Below are 16879 nucleotides of genomic sequence, written 5' to 3'. Positions count from 1 at the left end.
CGAGCAATGCGAGGACGACAACAGGCGCGCGAGCAGCGCCAGCAGGAGCGTGAGACCTTCGGCCGGCGCGGCACCGCCGTGCGCTACAAGGTGCGCCAGCGCATGGTCGCCATCGGCGACGACTTCTGGATCGAGGACAGCGACGGCCGCCGCGCCTACAAGGTCGACGGCAAGGCCCTGCGCATCCGCAGTACCCTGATCATCGAGGACGCCCAGGGCCAGGTGCAGTGCCGGGTGCAGGAGCGCATGCTGCGCGTGCGTGACACGATGGAGATCGAGGGGCCGAACGGTGAGCGCATGGCCACCGTGCGCAAGGCGCTGATCACGCCGCTGCGCGACCGCTGGACGGTCAAGGTCGGCGACGGGCCCGACCTCGAGGTGCAGGGCAACATCCTCCACCACGAGTACACCATCGGCGAAGGCAACCGCAAGATCGCCGAGGTCTCGAAGAAGTGGTTTCGCATCCGCGACCAGTACGGCGTGCAGATCGAGCCCGGCCAGAACGAGGCGCTGATCCTGGCCGTGACGATCGTGATCGACATGATGGCCCACGGCGGGCGCTGATTCGTCTGTGAACGAAGTTTCCTGGCATTTCCGCCCCCCTCCCAACCTCCCCCCGTTGGGGGGAGGAGCCGGTCTCCCTCCCCCAGCGGGGGAGGGTTGGGGAGGGGGCGGAGTTACCGAAAAACTCAGTTCACAGACTAATAAGCGCCCCGGGGAAACCAGGTTTCCCCGTACTCCTGCCCGTGGGAGGCGCTGGAAGGGCGCAACCCCCCGCGCGGGGGAAGGTCCGGGAGGGCTTCACCTTCCCAGGAATCTCCCTTCTGTTGAGAAAGAAACCCCATCGCCCGGCACAGGGCCGAGGATGTAAGGAGCATTGCCATGCAAACGGGACCAATTCAGGCGATTGCCATCGCCTTCGACCGCGTTGATCAGTTCAAGGGGCAGATCCTGCGCGAGCTTGACGAACTGCGCGCCCATGGCCTGATCCGGATCATTGACCTGCGCTTCGTGATGAAAGAGGCCGACGGGACCATTCGCGCCCTTCAGGAGCAGGACCTGCCCGACGGAAGCGTGAGCAGCGTCGGCACGCTGATTGACCCCCTGCTGGGCCTGGGGGTGACCGTCGAGTCACAGCCCGAGCCGGCGGAGCTTGAAACGATGCTGATCCCGGAGCAGGGGCCGGGGCTTACCCTTAACGAGATCCGCCTCGCGGCCACCGACCTGGCGCCCGGTACGGCCGCAGCCGTGGTGCTCCTCGAGCACGCCTGGGCCATCGGTCTTGCAACGGCCATTCGCGAAGCCGGGGGACGCATGGTGGCACAGGGCTTCCTTACCCGCGACGCGCTGCTGGCCGTTGGCCGCGAGTTGAACGCGATCGTCGAGGCCGAGGTGGCGATCGAGCGGGCCGCGGCGCTGCGGGGCGCAGCGCTGCTCGACACGCTGAGCACCCTGGAGGCGGCGGCGTCGCTGGAGCAGGCCGCGATCGCCCAGGCCGCCGCCACCGTGGAGGCCGTGGACACCTTCCGCATGGCCATCGCTGCCGAGGCGGTGCGCGCCCTGGTGGTCGCCGGGCTGCTCACCGACGCCGACGCTCCCGCGGCCATTGACGCCCTGGTTGACGCCGACCTGATCACCACCGAGGCCTTTCAGCAGGCCACCGCCGCCGCCGATGCCGCCATCGCCGAGTTGAGCCGGGAGTGGTGAGGGCGTCAGACGATCCAGTCAACGGGAACGGGTATCAGCCCTCACTAAGGAGCGCGCATGATCGCACTCAGCGCGAGCGCCAACACGGGCACGCCAGTCACAGCCGGCGGCCCGCGGCCCGCGGCCTTCCACGTTCTGGCCAAGCCCACCGGGGCGATCTGCAACCTTGACTGCGCCTACTGCTTCTTCCTGGCCAAGGAGCAACTTTACCCCGGCTCGAAGTTCCGCATGGCCGACGATGTGCTCGAGGCCTACATCGGCCAGTTGATCGCCGCCCATAGCACCGACCACGTCATTATCGCCTGGCAGGGCGGCGAGCCAACCCTGATGGGCCTGGACTTCTTCCGCCGCGCCATGGCCGTCGCCGAACGCCACCGCCGCCCGGACATGCGCTTTGAGCACACCATCCAGACCAACGGCACCCTCCTGACCGACGAGTGGTGCGCGTTCTTCAAGGAGCACGGCTTCCTCGTCGGCATCAGCCTGGATGGCCCCGCGGAGCTTCACGACCGCTACCGCTACGACAAGGGCGGCAAGCCGACCTTCGAGAAGGTCATGCGCGGCCTCCGCCTGCTGCAAGCCCACGGTGTCGCCTTCAACGTGCTCACCACCGTCAACAGCGCCAACGCTGACCATCCGCTTGAGGTCTACTGCTTCCTGCGCGACGAAGTCGGCGCTGACTGGATACAGTTCATCCCCGTGGTCGAGCGGATCAACGCCGACGGGCGCGCGCTGCTCCAGGAGGGCGACACCGTTTCGGAGCGCTCGGTTGGCGCCGAACAGTTCGGGCGCTTCCTGACCACGATCTTCGACGAGTGGGTGCGCCACGACGTGGGCCGGGTCTTCGTGCAGACCTTCGAGGCCGCCGCGCGAAGCTGGCTCGGCCTCAGCCCGCGCATGTGCGTCTTCGACCAGACCTGTGGCCTGGGGCCGGCCCTGGAGCACAACGGCGACCTCTACACCTGCGACCACTTCGTGGAGCCGAAGCACCGGCTCGGCAACATCAAAGAAACGCCGATGATCGAACTGGTGGCCTCGGAGCAGATGCGCAAGTTCGGCCAGGACAAGCGCGACACCCTGCCGCAGTACTGCCGGGAGTGCCCGGTGCTGTTCGCCTGCAACGGCGAGTGCCCGAAGAACCGCTTCATCCTCACCCCTGACGGTGAGCCGGGGCTGAACTACCTGTGCGCCGGCTACCGGCGCTTCTTCACCCATATTGACCGGCCCATGCGGCTGATCGCCGAACTGATCCGCCGGGGCCGCCCGGCCGCCGAGGTGATGACGATCCTGGCCCGCGAGGAGGCTGCATTTCAGCGTGCCCTGGCGAAAGCCGGGCGCAACGACCCCTGCCCCTGTGGCAGCGGGCGCAAGCTCAAACATTGCCATGGGGCATCGCCCCGGCTTCTGTCATAGGGTCGAAGCATCGGTTTTGCCGATGCTTCGGTCCGACTAGAAAGGAGATCCCGAACCCATGCCCAACGGTAAACCAAACATCCTGGTCATCTGGGGTGACGACATCGGCATTACTAACCTGAGTTGCTACAGCGACGGGCTAATGGGCTACCGCACGCCCAATATCGACCGCATCGCCAACGAGGGGATGCGCTTCACCGACAGCTACGGTCAGCAGAGCTGCACCGCGGGCCGCGCGGCCTTTATCACCGGTCAGTGCCCCTTCCGTACCGGCCTCAGCAAAGTGGGCATGCCGGGGGCGGATAAGGGCCTTCATGCCGAGGACCCCACCATCGCCGAGCTGCTCAAGCCCCTCGGCTACGCCACGGGCCAGTTTGGCAAGAACCACTTCGGCGACCTCAACAAGTACCTGCCCACCGTTCACGGCTTCGACGAGTTCTTCGGCAACCTCTACCACCTTAACGCCGAGGAGGAGCCCGAGCATGAGGACTACCCGCCGGAGGCCGATTTTCCCAACTTCAAGAAGCTCTTTGGGCCCCGAGGCATGGTCCGCTCCTGGGCCACCGACGTAGACGACCCGACCGAGCACCCCCGCTGGGGCCGCGTCGGCAAGCAGCGCATCGAGGAAGTCGGTCCGCTGACTCGCAAGCGCATGGAGACCGTTGATGTCGAGTTCGTCGAGGCTGCCCAGGACTTCATCAGGCGCGCTCACGCCGACAAGAAGCCCTTCTTCGTCTGGCTCAATACCACCTGGATGCACTTCCGCGTCCGCCCGCCGGCCCATGTGCTCGGCCAGGCCGGGCGCTGGCAGTCGTATTACCACGACGTCATGATTGAGCACGACAAACATGTGGGCCGCATGCTCGACCTGCTCGACGAGCTTGGCATCGCCGAGGACACCATCGTGATGTACTCAACCGACAATGGCCCGCACATGAACACCTGGCCCGACGGCGCGATGACCCCCTTCCGCAACGAGAAGAACTCGAACTGGGAAGGCGCCTTCCGCGTCCCAATGCTAGTGCGCTGGCCCGGCAAGATTACGGCGGGCGCCATCTCTAACGAGATCTTCAGCCACGAGGACTGGCTGCCCACCCTGCTCGCCGCCGCGGGCGAGCCGGACATTGGCGCAAAACTCAAGGCGGGCCACCGGATCGGCGATCGAACGTACAAGGTTCACCTGGACGGCTACAACTTCCTGCCCTACCTGACCGGCGAGCAGGCAAAAGGGCCGCGGCAGGGCTTCTTCTACTTCTCCGACGACGGCGACCTGGTAGCGCTGCGCTTCGACAACTGGAAGGTTGTCTTCGCCGAACAGCGCGTGCAGGGCTCATTACAGATCTGGGCCGAGCCTTTTGTCTTCCTGCGAGTCCCCAAGATTTTCAACCTGCGTACCGATCCGTTCGAGCGGGCGGATATTACCTCGAATACCTACTGGGACTGGCTGATTGACCGGGCTTACATCACGTATGCGGCCCAGTTTCTCGTACAGAACTTCCTTGAAACCTTCAAGGAGTTCCCGCCGCGCATGAAACCGGCCAGCTTCAGCATTGATCAGGTATTGGAGAAGATGGAACAGGCCCTGAGTAACAACTGATCAGGCGCGTTTCGGAAGCATGCCTTTCAGCTTAGCCGTTGCTCCATACGTTCACATAATCGGTCCGTGGAGGTATGGAGGCGTGGAGGCGTGGAGGCGTGGAGATGGGGAGCAGACAGACAAGCCACTGAAAAACATGCCCTGCCGTTGCTCTACACCTCCACACCTCCACAGCTCTATATCCCATAGCGCTGTGGAGGTGTGGCAGCAAGGGCCAGCCTGTCAAGCTAGCTTGAAACCATGCCGTATGATGTGGGTGCGCCTGGTTCTCCTACTCTCACGGAACCACTATGACACACAACAGCCTTCCCAGTTGGAACGAAACGCCGACCCGGCAGGCCATCCTCGACTTCGTAGCCGCCGTCACCGACGAGGCCGACCCGCGCTACGTGCCGCCCCCCGATCGGGTCGCCGTCTTCGACAATGACGGCACCCTGTGGTGCGAGAAACCGATGTATGTACAGCTCGACCTGCTGCTGCGCAAACTGGCCGCGCAGGCCGCGCAGAACCCGGCCCTGCGCGAGCGGCAGCCGTGGCAGGCGGCGTACCAGCAGGACTACGCCTGGCTGAGCGGGGCAATCACCCGCCACTATCAGGGTGATAGTAGCGACGTGCACGCGATCATTGACGGCATCCTGGCCCTCGCGGACGCCCGCCCCGTCGAGGAGGTCGAGGCCGAGGCCGCGGCCTTCGTGGCCCGGGAGCGGCATCCCACCCTCGGCCGGCCCTACGCCACATGCCTCTACCAGCCGATGCTCGAGTTGCTGCGCTACCTCGAGGACCACAGCTTCACCTGCTACATCGTCTCCGGCGGTGGGCGCGAGTTCATGCGCGGCTTCGCCGAGCAACTCTACGCTATCCCGCGCGAGCGCGTGATCGGGAGCGCCGTGGCATACAGCTACGAGGTGCGCGACGGCGTGGGGACGATTGTGCAGCGCGCCGAACTTGATGTGATCAACGATGGACCGGCCAAGCCCGTTCAGATCTGGGATGTTGTCGGGCGCCGGCCCATTCTGGCGGCGGGCAACGCCAACGGCGACTTGCCGATGCTGCAGTTCGCCGGCAGCCCGACGTTGCCGGCACTGCGTCTGCTCGTCCTACATGACGACGCCGAACGCGAGTTCGCCTACACGGCGGGCGCCGAGCGGGCGCTGGAGACGGCTTATGCCCAGGGCTGGACGGTGGTGAGTATGCAGCGCGACTGGGAGCAGGTTTTCCCGGAACTCGTTAGTGGCTGATATAGCAGTCCTCTTCAGGTTTTGAAGTCCGGAGCATCAGACGTACCCGTCGGGACGCAGCGCGCTGCGTCCTTATGCACGGCCGCTGTTCAAAGATGGCGTAGGACCGCTATATGAACTTTGCCTGGCATTTCCGACCCCCTCCCAGCCTCCCCCCGTTGGGCGCCGGGAGCCCTCCCCCAGCGAGGGAGAGTTGGGGAAGGGCTGGGGGTTTAGCGGAAAACTTCGTCTACAGACTACCAGATCTCCCCGTGTCGCGGAGACGCTCATGCACCTCCCGTTCCTGCGCCGGCAGTATTTCAACCGCGCCACCGTCCGCGAGGATCTTTCCGCCGGCCTGGTGCTGGGCATCCAGAGCATCCCCGATGGGCTGGCCTCGGGCCTGCTTGCGCTGGTCAACCCGGTCTACGGCCTCAACAGCTACATGACCGGCGTGATCACCGGCGCGCTGTTCACCAGCTCGGTCTTGATGTCCGTGCAGGCCACCAGCGCCATGGCGCTGATCGTCGCCAGCGTGCCCGAGGTGATCCGGGCGTCGGACCCCAACGTCCCGCTCTTTACGCTAACGGTGCTCACCGGGCTGATCATGCTCGTGGCGGGTCTGCTCCGTCTCGGCAAGCTGGTGCGCTTCGTGCCCAATTCGGTGATGGTCGGCTTCGTCAACGCCGTAGCCCTGCTGATCATCCTCGGGCAGCTCGACACCTTTACCGGCTACAGCAGCTCGGGGCCGAATCGGGTGGTGCGAACCCTCGATCTCCTGCGCAATCTGGACCAGGTCCACGTGCCGACCCTGGCGGCCGGGGTGCTGACGATCATCTTGATCCTGACCCTGGAGCGGACGCGCCTGAAGGCCCTGGGGATGGTGGTGGCGCTGTTCTTCGTCTCGCTGGTGGTGCCCCTGGCTGGCGCCGAGCAGATCGCGTTGGCCAGGGACGTCGCCGATATCCCCAGTTCACTGCCACTGCCGGTGCTGCCGTCGCTGGCCCTCGTGCCCACGCTGCTCATCCCCGCGCTCTCCCTGGCCTTTGTGGGGCTGGTGCAGGGCGCGAGCATCAGCGCGTCGGTCGCCAACCCCGACGGCAGCTTCCCCAACGCCTCGGGCGACTTCGTTGGACAGGGGGCGGCGGGCATCGTCGCCGGGGTGCTCCAGGGGATGCCGGTGGGCGCCTCGATGTCGGCGACCTCGCTGGTGATCGGGGCGGGTGCCCGCTCGCGCCTGGCCAACATCGTCGCCGGCGTGGTGATCGCCCTGGGCATCGTGCTCTTCGGGCGCCTGGTGGGCCTGATGGCCATGCCCGCCCTGGCGGGGCTGCTGATCATCATCGGCTTCCGCACCCTCAAGCTCGGCCAGGTGGTGACGGTCTGGAAGACCGGACCGGTGCAGCAGACTGTGATGCTCCTGACGTTCATCGCCGGCCTGCTGGTGCCGCTCCAGTACGCGGTGCTGATGGGCGTGGGCCTGGCGGTGTTGCTCTACGTGTTCCAGCAGTCGAACCGGGTGCGGGTGGTGGCCTGGCGCGTGGAGCCGGGGCAGTACCCGGTCGAGGGCGAGCCGCCGGCAGAGGTGCCCGGGCGCCAGGTGACTGTCCTCGTTCCCTACGGCAGCCTGTTCTTTGCCGCCGCCCCGGTGTTCAACGCACAGCTCCCCGCGGTGACCGAGGGCTCGCGCCACGCGGCGGTGATCCTGGTGCTGCGCGGCGAGACGGAGCTGGGCAGCACCTTCATGGAGGTGCTGGCCCGCTACGCGCAGGCGCTACGGGAGCGGGAGAGCAAGCTGATGCTGGCCGGCGTGGACCCGGGGGTGCTGATCCAGTTGGAACGCACCGGCCATCTGCAGACGATCGGCCGGAACAACGTCTTCCTGGTGGACGAACGGATCGGCCAGTCGCTCCAGGAAGCGATGGAGGCCGCCGAGCAGTGGATCGCGGCGCCGTAGGGGCGCAGCGCCCAGCGCCCCAACAGCCCCCCGCCCGGGCCCCCGTTTTGTGTGGGGGGCGCCCGTCTTGTGCGGCGGGGGGGGGGGGGGGCCCGCGGCGCCCCCCCCCCCCCCCGCCCCTCCTGCGCCCCCACGGAACGCGGCCAGGGGGTATAATTCCGTTGGGGCGCAGCGGCCAGGGCCGCGCGGCCAGCGGGGGAACCGGGTGTTCCCATACCCCTCACGCCCCGCGAGCAATCGTAGGGCAGGCCAGAGGTGGAACATGACGAAGTCACGCATCCGAGTGCTTGTGGTTGACGACCATGCCGTCGTGCGGGGGGGCCTGCGCTTTTTGCTCGGCGGCGCCGACGACATTGAGATCGTCGGCGAGGGGGCCAGCGGCGTCGAGGCCCTGGAGCTTGTGGCCAGCCTGGCGCCTGATCTGGTGATCATGGACGTGATGATGCCCGAGATGGACGGCATTACCGCCACCCGGGAACTGCGCCGGCGCTTCCCGGATGTGCGCGTCCTGGCGCTCACCAGCTTCAGCGAGGGCGCCCTGGTGCAGCAGGCGCTGCAGGCGGGGGCGATCGGCTACCTCTTGAAGGATATGCAGGCCGGCGACCTGATCGGGGCCATCCGCACCGCCTTCGCTGGCGCGCCGGTGCTCAGCCCCGACGCCACCCGGGCCCTGGTCAGCGCCCTCAACGCGCCGCCGGCGCCGGGGAGCGACCTGTCCGAGCGCGAGTTGGAGGTGCTGCGCCTGATGGTTGCCGGGCTAAGCAACGAGCAGATCGCCGAGCAACTTTTCATCAGCCGCAACACCGTGCGCCACCACGTCCATAACATTCTCGGCAAGCTGGGCGTCGCCAACCGCACCGAAGCGGTCGGCGTGGCGGTGCAACACAATCTGGTCGGGTGAGGGCCTGGCGTTCGGCAACCGTTATTGTGATTGCGGATCGCCCCGCATGGCCTTCCCGCCAATTCTGGCTGGCGTATGCAATGTGTTCAATCTACCGAACGGGAACGCACCGCCGAGGGCGCGGAGTTCCTTGTTTGCGTGTTTCCGGCATCACTATCGCGGTAAAACGCAGTTCTCTCGCCGGGTCGGGTTTGACGCCAGGTCGCTAAGCCGCAACGCATCGCTTCCGCCTTTGCGACTTTCCGTCAAACCTTTCCGAGAGGAGCCAGCTATGGCCATTGAGACGAAACAGGCGAACCTGCGGATGATCTGGGAACAGCATGGCGAACTCGTAGTCAGCCTCGACCCGCTCCAGGGCCACTGGACGGAGGAGCAGTACCTGCTCATTACTGACCAGACCAACCGGCTGCTGGAGTACACCGACGGCACGATCGAGGTCCTGCCTATGCCGACCAAATACCACCAGGCCATCTCCAGGGTGCTCTTCCTCGCTTTGCTCGTCGCCGTCCAGCGCATTGGCGGCGATGTCTTCTACGCGCCGCTACGCCTCCAGATCAGACCGGGCAAGTTCCGCGAGCCAGATTTGCTGCTTGTTCTGAACAAGAACGACCCCCGCGCGCAAAACGCGTACTGGACCGGCGCCGACGTGGTGGTCGAGATTGTCAGCCCCGATGACCGTGGGCGCGACACCGAAGAGAAGCCGCACGATTACGCCGAGGCGCGCATCCCGGAATACTGGATCGTGGACCCCCAGGCCAGCGCGATTACGGTGCTCGTCCTCGAAGGCGACGCCTACGTGACCCACGGCGTCTTCCATCGCGGTGAGCGCGCCGTCTCAAAGCTCCTCGCCGGGTTCAGCGTGAGCGTGGACGAGGTGTTTGACGCCGCGTAGGAGATTGCGGATTGCGAGGGGCGGTCGAGGTCGGGATGATCGGCGAGGGGCCACATGATGCGATTATTGGCATCAACGCCCCGCCATTGACCGATACCGAATCCGCCCGGCGCGTCCGCCGCCCCCCGCGGGGCCGCATCCGCCGCCGATGGGACGCGGGCGGAGCCCGACGCGCCGCCATCGCCCCGCGGGGCCGGGGCGTCGCTTGGGACGATCATCGGCCAATTCAAATCAATGGCCACCAGACGCATCCACGCTGCCGGATACTGTGATTTCGCCTGGCAGGAACGCTTCTATGATGTCATCATCCACGATGACTGGGCGTTGCGGGCTATCCGCGCTTATATCGCCGCCAATCCCCGGCGCTGGACAAGGGACCGTGGACAAGGACGGGCAACCTGAACCGCCCTCTCCTCCCCCGATGCTCTAACAAAACGCTAATATTCCGTTTACAGCCGACTAACACAGCTTCACTATCTAAAGAGATGTATGCACCTGCGCCACTCTGTGCCGCACCCTCTGGAGCAGGATTTGCCTGATGAACCACAATGGAGTGTCTGATTCTTCCGCAACAGCCTGATTTCAGCACTATCGAGGGAGCATGAGCTATGGCGAAGCAACTGGTCTTTGATCAGCAGGCCCGCGCGGCGCTCAAGCACGGCATCGATACCCTGGCAATGGCGGTGAAGACCACCCTTGGGCCCCGTGGCCGCAATGTCGCGCTCGATAAGAAGTGGGGCGCGCCGAATGTCACCCACGATGGCGTCACCGTCGCCAAGGAGATCGAACTCAAGGACCCCTTCGAGAACCTGGGTGTGCAACTCCTGAAACAGGCGGCGATTAAGACCAACGATGTCGCTGGTGACGGCACCACCACCGCCACGGTGCTGGCCCAGGCGATTATCAACGAGGGTCTCAAGCTGGTTGCCGCTGGCGCCAACCCTATGCTGCTCAAGCGTGGTCTGGACAAGGGCGGCCAGGCCCTCGTGGCCCGCATCAAGCAGCAGGCGATCACCCTCAAGGGCCGCGAGGAGATCCGCCAGGTAGCCACCATCTCGGCCCAGGACTCCGAGGTCGGCGAATTGCTGGCCACGGTGATGGATAAGATCGGTCGCGATGGCGTAGTAACCGTCGAAGAGGGCAAGAGCACCGTCCTTGAGCATGAACTGGTCGAGGGCATGCAGTTCGACCGGGGCTACATCTCCCCCTACTTCGTCACCGACTCCGCCCACATGGAGGCGGTGATTGACGACCCCTACATTCTGATCACCGATAAGAAGATCAGCGCGATTAACGACCTGGTGCCGATCCTCGAGGCCGTACTGGCGACCGGCAAGAAGGATCTGGTGATCATCGCCGAGGACGTGGACGGCGACGCCCTGGCCACCCTGGTGGTCAACAAGCTACGCGGCACGCTCAACGGTCTGGCGGTGAAGGCCCCGGGCTTCGGCGACCGCCGCAAGGCTATGCTCCAGGATATTGCCATCCTCACCGGAGGCACGGTGATCTCTGAGGAGATCGGGCGCAAGCTGGAGAACACCACCCTGCAGGATCTCGGGCGCGCCCGCCGCGTCAAGGCCGATAAGGACAACACGGTCATCGTCGAGGGCCACGGCGACAAGCAGGCCATCCAGGCCCGCATCGCCCAGCTCAAGCAGCAGATCGAGACCACCACCTCGGACTACGACCGCGAGAAGCTCCAGGAGCGCGTCGCCAAACTCTCCGGCGGCGTGGCGGTGATCAAAGTCGGCGCGCCCACCGAGCCGGCCATGAAGGAGCGCAAGGCCCGCGTTGAGGATGCCCTGAACGCCACCCGCGCCGCGGTCGAAGAGGGCATCGTGCCTGGCGGCGGTGTGGCCCTGCTCAACGCCATCCCCGCCCTCGATGAGGTGCAGACCCAGTTCGACGAGGAGCGCATGGCCCTCAACGTCCTGCGCCGCGCCCTGGAAGAGCCCCTGCGCCAGTTGGCGATCAATGCTGGCGACGACGGCTCGGTGGTCGTGGACCAGGTGCGCACCACTCAGCGCAAGCACAACAACCACAACTACGGTTACGACGTGCTCACCGGGACCTACGTGGACCTGATGGCCGCCGGGATCATTGACCCGGCCAAGGTGGTGCGAACGGCGCTGGAGAACGCGATCAGCGTGGCAGGCATGATCCTCACCACCGAGGCGCTGATCGTGGACGCCCCCGAGCCGAAGAAGGAGAAGACGCCGCCCGTGCCCGATGAGCTCTAGTCGGCGCGTCGATCACGTCCTCGCACAAGCAGAGGGATGAGAAAACTTCTCAGGTGTAGGGTTTTCCGGCGCATGCTCGCGTCGCATTCGCCGTCTGGGACATGGGGACGCCCAGCTCCCCCCTCTCTCGCGAGCGGGAGAGAGGGGCGGGGGGTGAGGATCGTAAGCGCATTGGAATGCCGAAAACCCCTTCTCGCTCGAAAAACCCTACACCTGAGGAGATAGGAAAACCCGGTTTCCCCATCCCCTCTTACGGCTTGTGTTCACCTCTACCGAACACGCTCACACCGCAGAGAGCGCGGAGGGGCGCGAAGAGCTTCAAAAAAGCTCATCCTCTACGCTCCGCTGCGTGCTCTGCGGTAAATCTGAACGCGTTCCTCTTACGGTAGATGGATTGCAAAGAAGGCCTCGATGCGGCGCCGCGCATCCCGGGCCGATGGTTCGTGGTACGCCGTGTGGACAAAGCTCCCCATGACCCGCAGCAACACCGGGACCTCCGCCGAGCGATGGTTATTGAGGAAACCATGGCCAGCATCGGGGTACTCCTTGACGTCGTGGGGAACGCCGGCCGCGGTGAGCGCCTGCTCCAGCCTGGCCGCGGCCCCGCGCAGTGAACGGTCGCGGGCGCCGTAGCTTCCGACGATCGGGCAGGCATCGCGAAGCAGGCGTTCGGCATCTTTGGGCAGTTGGCCGTAGTTAACGCTCGACGCGGCAAAGCCGCGGCCAGGGGCGAGCATCAGGGCGAAGGAGCCGCCCATGCAGAAGCCGATCACCCCGATCTTGCCGGTGCAGCGCTCCTGCCCGGCCAGCCAGCCTCGCACCGCCTCGATCTGCCTGAACACCTGGCTCTCCCAGGTCAGGTAGTCGAAGAAGATCTGGCGCAGGCACTTCAGAATACTGCCGCCGTTGAGCAGATCAGGCGCCGCGGCCAGGTAGCCCGCGCTCGCCAGCCAGTCGGCCTGGCGCCGCAGGTCGGTGGTCATACCCGAAGCGTCGTGGATCACCACCACACCGGGCCACGGCCCCTCGCGCGCCGGTGTGGCCACATAGGTCGCGACCGTGCCGTCCGGATAGGGAATGTACATCTCGGTCATACCGTCTCCTACTTGCGTGCAAGCGCCTCACTCAGGCGGCGACGAGCGCGCAGCGCCACCACGGGCGGAACGGCGGAGGCGATCCAGGCGTTCAGGTCGGCAAGACTGGCGGTGCGGCCAGCCTGGATGACACGCCGCTGGGCCAGCAGGGCAGGCAATTCCCTCAGCGCCTCGAACCGGCCCTGCAGGATCGCCGGTTGCCCCCGCAGCAGCCCATAGCCGAGGGCCAGCAGGTCGTAGCGGAGCATAGCCGGCCAGCAATCGCGCAGCAGCGGCCCGGGCAGGCAACGGACGATCACTCGCAGCCGGTTGCGGGCCAACAGGCGTTGTTTAAAGGGGCTGCCCTCGACGCTGCTGGCCGAGTACACGTGCCGCGCCCGCGCTCCTGGCGCCAGTACGCACCCCCAGCCGCGCAGGCGGGCGCGCCAGGCCAGGTCGGCGTCTTCCAGGTAGTTGAAGAAGGCGGGCTCGAAGCTGCCCACATCGGCGATCAATTCGCGGCGAAGCAAGGCCAGGCCGCCGCTGGCCCCGAACACCGGCTCGGGGCCGGATGGCAGCGCCGCCACCGGCAGGCCCAGCAGGTGGTCGGTGGCGACGCCATCACGCTGGAAGCGGATGCCCGCCGAAGCCACCGTATCGGGGCGCCGGCTGAAGGTGAGCACTCCCGCCGCCGCGCCGGCCCCCGGCGCGGCGCGCAGAGCGTCCCAGAGCGCCGCCACACAGCCTGGCTCGGCCATAGCATCATCGTTGATCAGCAGGAATAGGGCCCCTCGCGCCGCTGCGATGCCAGCGGCCGTGCCTCCGGCGAAACCGCGATTCTCTGGAAGTTCGAGCACCCGCACATCAGGGGCGTAGCGGCGCGCCCAGGCTCCTGCCCCGTCGCGGGAACGGTTGTCCACCAGGATAATCTCATCGTCCGGGTTCAGTTGCGCCCGCAGCGCGCTCAGGCATGCCGGCAGGTAGCGGAGGCCGTTCCAGGTGGGGATGATCGCCGAGAGCGGGGGTCTGTCTGCCATGCCAGAGATGATAATCGGGTGCGGGGCAGAGCCAAAACGCGCCCGCACCCGATCACCGGTCATCTGGTGGGCCGCCCGGGATTCGAACCCAGAACCTGTCGGTTATGAGCCGATTGCTCTGCCGTTGAGCTAGCGGCCCGCCCGGCGTTTGTATTATATGTCGTGCTGGCGGGGCAGGTCAACCTCAGTTCGGCTCAATAGCGCTCACATCTACCGCTATGCACCGCAGAGGGCGCGGAGGAGGGCGGAGGGCTTCAAAAGACTCCTCTTCGTTCCTCTGCGTGCTCTGCGGTAAATCTGAACGCGCGCCCCGGTTCTCCCGGAGGACGGCCCTCGCCAAAACATAACGGCAGCCGTCAGGCTGCCATTCCACTCATCATCCTGGTGGGCGATAGTGGACTCGAACCACTGACCTCTTCCGTGTGAAGGAAGCGCTCTAGCCAACTGAGCTAATCGCCCGATTTCAGACGAATTATAGCACAACGATGTGGGGCATGCAAATCCGGTCCAACAGGCACGTGTTCCGGTTTATCGCAGAGACGGACCAGCAGGCCGTCTCTGCGCGCGCCGAACCTTTTCCCCTGCCCGTGGTATAATCTGAGGGTGCGCGGGCTGCACGGCGCGTCGTTACTCATATCTAAACCGGAACGTGATCACGCTCGATCTCCTGCCCCCAAATACGATAGTACGCGGCGCCGCCGATAGCTATGTCGTGCTGAACTTGATCGGGCGCGGCGGCATGGGCGCCGTCTACCGTGTGCAGCGCATCTCCGACAATACTATCTGGGCGCTCAAGGAGATGCGGCCCCAGGGAGATCTCTCTCCCGAAGAGCTGGCCGAGAACCGCAAGCTCTTCCTCCAGGAAGCTGAATTGCTCCGTTCGCTCTCCTTCCCCAATCTCCCGGTGGTCGCCGACCTGTTTGAGTACGAGGGCCGCCCCACCCTGGTGATGGAGTTCGTCCCCGGGCAGACGCTCGAAGATCGGCTCCGCGAGGCCAACGCTCCGCTCCTCGAACAGCAAGTGGTCGCCTATGGCATTCAGCTCTGCCGGGTGCTGCATTACCTGCATACTCGCCAGCCGCCGATTGTCTATCGTGACCTCAAACCCTCGAATATCATGCTCACCCCCGAAGGGGTGCTCAAGCTGATTGACTTTGGCGTCGCCCGCACCCATAAGCCGGGGAAGAGCAAGGACACCGTCGCCATGGGCTCCGCTGGCTACGCCCCCCCCGAACAGTACGGCAAGGGGCAGACCGACGCCCGCAGCGATATCTACGCCCTCGGCGCCACCATGCTCCACCTGCTCACCAACCTGCCCCCTGTCCCGTTACAGACCCCTCAGCCCGGCGCGATCAGCCGGCTGAACCCGTCGGTGGACGCGCAGACCGAGCAGGTAATCATCCGCGCCATGGATCTGAATCGCGAACGGCGCTTCGCCACCATGGCCGAGATGGAACAGGCCCTGCATGCCTGTCTTGACCGGCCTTATGTGGATCCCACCGTCGCCGCTCCGCGCCCTCCGGTCAAACCCGTGCCCGCCCCGGCCCCGGCGGCCCAGCCCGCCCCGGCCCCGGCGCCCTCGGTCCGGCCCGCTCCCGAGCCTGCTCCTCCTCCGGAGACGCGCCCGTGCCCTCGTTGTGGCCGGCTCAATAAGAAGCAGGCCCGTTTCTGCGCCTCCTGCGGCGCGCCCATCGCTGGCTTGCCCGTCGCCTGGCTGCGCGTCAGGTCGCCCTATCGCACCTGGGAACAGCGCATTGATAAGCTGCCCCTGCGCATCGGGCGGCGCGATCCGCGCCAGCGCCATTATCCCGAACTCGATCTCGCCGAACACGACCGTGGCATCGCCTCGCGCCATCACGCCACCATCCAGCGCACCGGCGACGCATATACCATCACCGATCTCGGCAGCACCAATGGGACAACCCTCAACGGCAAACTGATCCCTCCCCGCGTTCCTCAGCCCCTCCGCCACGGGGACCGCATCAAGATTGGCGAGGTTGAGATCGAGTTCCGCTGGATGTAGCCAACAGGTGAACCTATGCCGGCACCAAGGGTCTTGATCTTGCGCGCCCCGGGCATCAATCGCGATCGCGACGCCGCCCTGGCATGCCAGCTCGCCGGAGGCGACCCGGAACGCATCCATATCAACCGCCTGGCAGCGGGCGCCGTCCGGCTCGCCGATTATGCCATGCTGGTCATTCCGGGCGGCTTCTCCTATGGCGATCACCTTGGCGCGGGCCGGCTCCTCGCCGTTGACCTCATCCACCGCCTTGGCGAGCCGCTGCACCGCTTCATCGCCGATGGCCGCCCGGTGATCGGGATCTGCAACGGCTTCCAGGTGCTGGTCAAAGCCGGCATTTTGCCCGGTCTGCCCCCGGCGTCCAACGAACCGGCCTCCGCTCCGCGTGTGACCCTGACCGAGAACGAGTCGGCCCGCTTTGAGTGTCGCTGGGTGCGCCTCGCCCCGGCGCCGGGGAGCCGCTGTCGCTTCCTGGAAGGCATCGAACGCCCCATCGAGACCCCCGTCGCCCACGGGGAGGGCCGTTTCGTTGTGGACCATCCTGCCACGCTCGAGACGCTGCGCGCCCAGGGACTGATCGCCCTGCGCTACGTCGGCGAAGACGGCGCGCCCGCGAGCTACCCCGCCAATCCCAACGGCTCGCTCGATAACATAGCCGGCATCTGCAACCCTCAGGGCAATGTATTGGGGCTAATGCCCCATCCTGAGAATGCCGTGCTGCCCCAGCAACATCCCCGCTGGTCGCGTGAACCCCGCCGTGCCGAGGGCGATGGCCTGATCATCTTCCGTAACGCGGTGCGTTATGCTGCTGCTCTGTGAGATGGC

14 protein-coding genes and 2 tRNA genes are annotated in these 16879 nt (G+C 65.8%); 12 read left to right on the top strand and 4 right to left on the bottom strand.

Features of this window, described 5'->3' with window-relative positions; all coding sequences use genetic code 11:
* Positions 1 to 6 precede the first annotated feature (6 nt).
* The 10 genes from NZU74_12755 to groL all read left to right on the top strand — a co-directional run bounded on the left by NZU74_12755 (position 7) and on the right by groL (position 11924).
* Positions 7 to 564, top strand: coding sequence for an LURP-one-related family protein (locus NZU74_12755; GenBank protein ID MCS6882194.1), 558 nt, complete (start codon positions 7 to 9; stop codon positions 562 to 564).
* A gap of 318 nt (positions 565 to 882) precedes the next feature.
* Positions 883 to 1707 carry a hypothetical protein gene (locus NZU74_12750; protein ID MCS6882193.1) on the top strand — a complete coding sequence of 275 codons (825 nt, stop codon included), beginning with the start codon at positions 883 to 885 and terminating at the stop codon, positions 1705 to 1707.
* 57 nt (positions 1708 to 1764) lie between these two features.
* Positions 1765 to 3120: an anaerobic sulfatase maturase gene (locus NZU74_12745; protein ID MCS6882192.1), complete on the top strand. Its 1356-nt coding sequence runs from the start codon at positions 1765 to 1767 to the stop codon at positions 3118 to 3120.
* Positions 3121 to 3178: 58 nt separating this feature from the next.
* A complete protein-coding gene (locus NZU74_12740; GenBank protein MCS6882191.1) occupies positions 3179 to 4717 on the top strand; it encodes an arylsulfatase in 1539 nt (512 codons plus the stop codon).
* Between the two features lie 290 nt (positions 4718 to 5007).
* Complete coding sequence (locus NZU74_12735; protein ID MCS6882190.1) at positions 5008 to 5955, top strand: haloacid dehalogenase-like hydrolase; 948 nt, start codon at positions 5008 to 5010, stop codon at positions 5953 to 5955.
* A gap of 268 nt (positions 5956 to 6223) precedes the next feature.
* Entirely contained in the window at positions 6224 to 7891 is a 1668-nt protein-coding gene (locus NZU74_12730) for a SulP family inorganic anion transporter (GenBank protein ID MCS6882189.1), read from the top strand.
* Between the two features lie 262 nt (positions 7892 to 8153).
* Positions 8154 to 8792, top strand: a complete 639-nt coding sequence (locus NZU74_12725) for a response regulator transcription factor (protein ID MCS6882188.1) — start codon at positions 8154 to 8156, stop codon at positions 8790 to 8792.
* A gap of 271 nt (positions 8793 to 9063) precedes the next feature.
* Entirely contained in the window at positions 9064 to 9684 is a 621-nt protein-coding gene (locus NZU74_12720) for a Uma2 family endonuclease (GenBank protein MCS6882187.1), read from the top strand.
* 234 nt (positions 9685 to 9918) lie between these two features.
* Positions 9919 to 10086, top strand: a complete 168-nt coding sequence (locus tag NZU74_12715) for a hypothetical protein (protein MCS6882186.1) — start codon at positions 9919 to 9921, stop codon at positions 10084 to 10086.
* 206 nt (positions 10087 to 10292) lie between these two features.
* Positions 10293 to 11924, top strand: a complete 1632-nt coding sequence (gene groL, locus NZU74_12710; GenBank protein MCS6882185.1) for a chaperonin GroEL — start codon at positions 10293 to 10295, stop codon at positions 11922 to 11924.
* Between the two features lie 380 nt (positions 11925 to 12304).
* On the opposite strand, the gene NZU74_12705 is transcribed toward groL, so the two are convergent.
* The 4 genes from NZU74_12705 to NZU74_12690 all read right to left on the bottom strand — a co-directional run bounded on the left by NZU74_12705 (position 12305) and on the right by NZU74_12690 (position 14493).
* Positions 12305 to 13018 carry a dienelactone hydrolase family protein gene (locus tag NZU74_12705; GenBank protein ID MCS6882184.1) on the bottom strand — a complete coding sequence of 238 codons (714 nt, stop codon included), beginning with the start codon at positions 13016 to 13018 and terminating at the stop codon, positions 12305 to 12307.
* An 8-nt stretch (positions 13019 to 13026) separates the two neighbouring features.
* Positions 13027 to 14034 (bottom strand): glycosyltransferase, encoded by a 1008-nt coding sequence (locus NZU74_12700; GenBank protein MCS6882183.1) that lies wholly within the window; start codon positions 14032 to 14034, stop codon positions 13027 to 13029.
* Between the two features lie 64 nt (positions 14035 to 14098).
* A tRNA-Ile gene (locus NZU74_12695) sits at positions 14099 to 14173 on the bottom strand.
* 243 nt (positions 14174 to 14416) lie between these two features.
* Positions 14417 to 14493: transfer RNA gene (locus NZU74_12690), tRNA-Val, on the bottom strand.
* 190 nt (positions 14494 to 14683) lie between these two features.
* Here NZU74_12690 and NZU74_12685 point away from each other — a divergent pair.
* Entirely contained in the window at positions 14684 to 16057 is a 1374-nt protein-coding gene (locus tag NZU74_12685; protein ID MCS6882182.1) for a protein kinase, read from the top strand.
* A 15-nt stretch (positions 16058 to 16072) separates the two neighbouring features.
* Positions 16073 to 16873 (top strand): phosphoribosylformylglycinamidine synthase I, encoded by an 801-nt coding sequence (gene purQ / locus NZU74_12680; protein ID MCS6882181.1) that lies wholly within the window; start codon positions 16073 to 16075, stop codon positions 16871 to 16873.
* The last annotated feature ends 6 nt before the right edge of the window (positions 16874 to 16879 follow it).

Source organism: Chloroflexaceae bacterium (genome assembly GCA_025057155.1).
Classification (GTDB): Bacteria; Chloroflexota; Chloroflexia; order Chloroflexales; family Chloroflexaceae; genus JACAEO01.
Note: the sequence above shows the minus strand (reverse complement) of the source record. Positions and strands in the feature narration are given on the sequence as shown.

Excerpts from the sequence above, each read along its gene's own strand:
- NZU74_12755 (MCS6882194.1), top strand. The coding sequence starts at position 7 with ATGCGAGGACGACAACAGGCGCGCGAGCAGCGCCAGCAGGAGCGTGAG.
- NZU74_12750 (MCS6882193.1), top strand. The coding sequence starts at position 883 with ATGCAAACGGGACCAATTCAGGCGATTGCCATCGCCTTCGACCGCGTT.
- NZU74_12745 (MCS6882192.1), top strand. The coding sequence starts at position 1,765 with ATGATCGCACTCAGCGCGAGCGCCAACACGGGCACGCCAGTCACAGCC.
- NZU74_12740 (MCS6882191.1), top strand. The coding sequence starts at position 3,179 with ATGCCCAACGGTAAACCAAACATCCTGGTCATCTGGGGTGACGACATC.
- NZU74_12735 (MCS6882190.1), top strand. The coding sequence starts at position 5,008 with ATGACACACAACAGCCTTCCCAGTTGGAACGAAACGCCGACCCGGCAG.
- NZU74_12730 (MCS6882189.1), top strand. The coding sequence starts at position 6,224 with ATGCACCTCCCGTTCCTGCGCCGGCAGTATTTCAACCGCGCCACCGTC.
- NZU74_12725 (MCS6882188.1), top strand. The coding sequence starts at position 8,154 with ATGACGAAGTCACGCATCCGAGTGCTTGTGGTTGACGACCATGCCGTC.
- NZU74_12720 (MCS6882187.1), top strand. The coding sequence starts at position 9,064 with ATGGCCATTGAGACGAAACAGGCGAACCTGCGGATGATCTGGGAACAG.
- NZU74_12715 (MCS6882186.1), top strand. The coding sequence starts at position 9,919 with ATGGCCACCAGACGCATCCACGCTGCCGGATACTGTGATTTCGCCTGG.
- groL (MCS6882185.1), top strand. The coding sequence starts at position 10,293 with ATGGCGAAGCAACTGGTCTTTGATCAGCAGGCCCGCGCGGCGCTCAAG.
- NZU74_12705 (MCS6882184.1), bottom strand. The coding sequence starts at position 13,018 with ATGACCGAGATGTACATTCCCTATCCGGACGGCACGGTCGCGACCTAT.
- NZU74_12700 (MCS6882183.1), bottom strand. The coding sequence starts at position 14,034 with ATGGCAGACAGACCCCCGCTCTCGGCGATCATCCCCACCTGGAACGGC.
- purQ (MCS6882181.1), top strand. The coding sequence starts at position 16,073 with ATGCCGGCACCAAGGGTCTTGATCTTGCGCGCCCCGGGCATCAATCGC.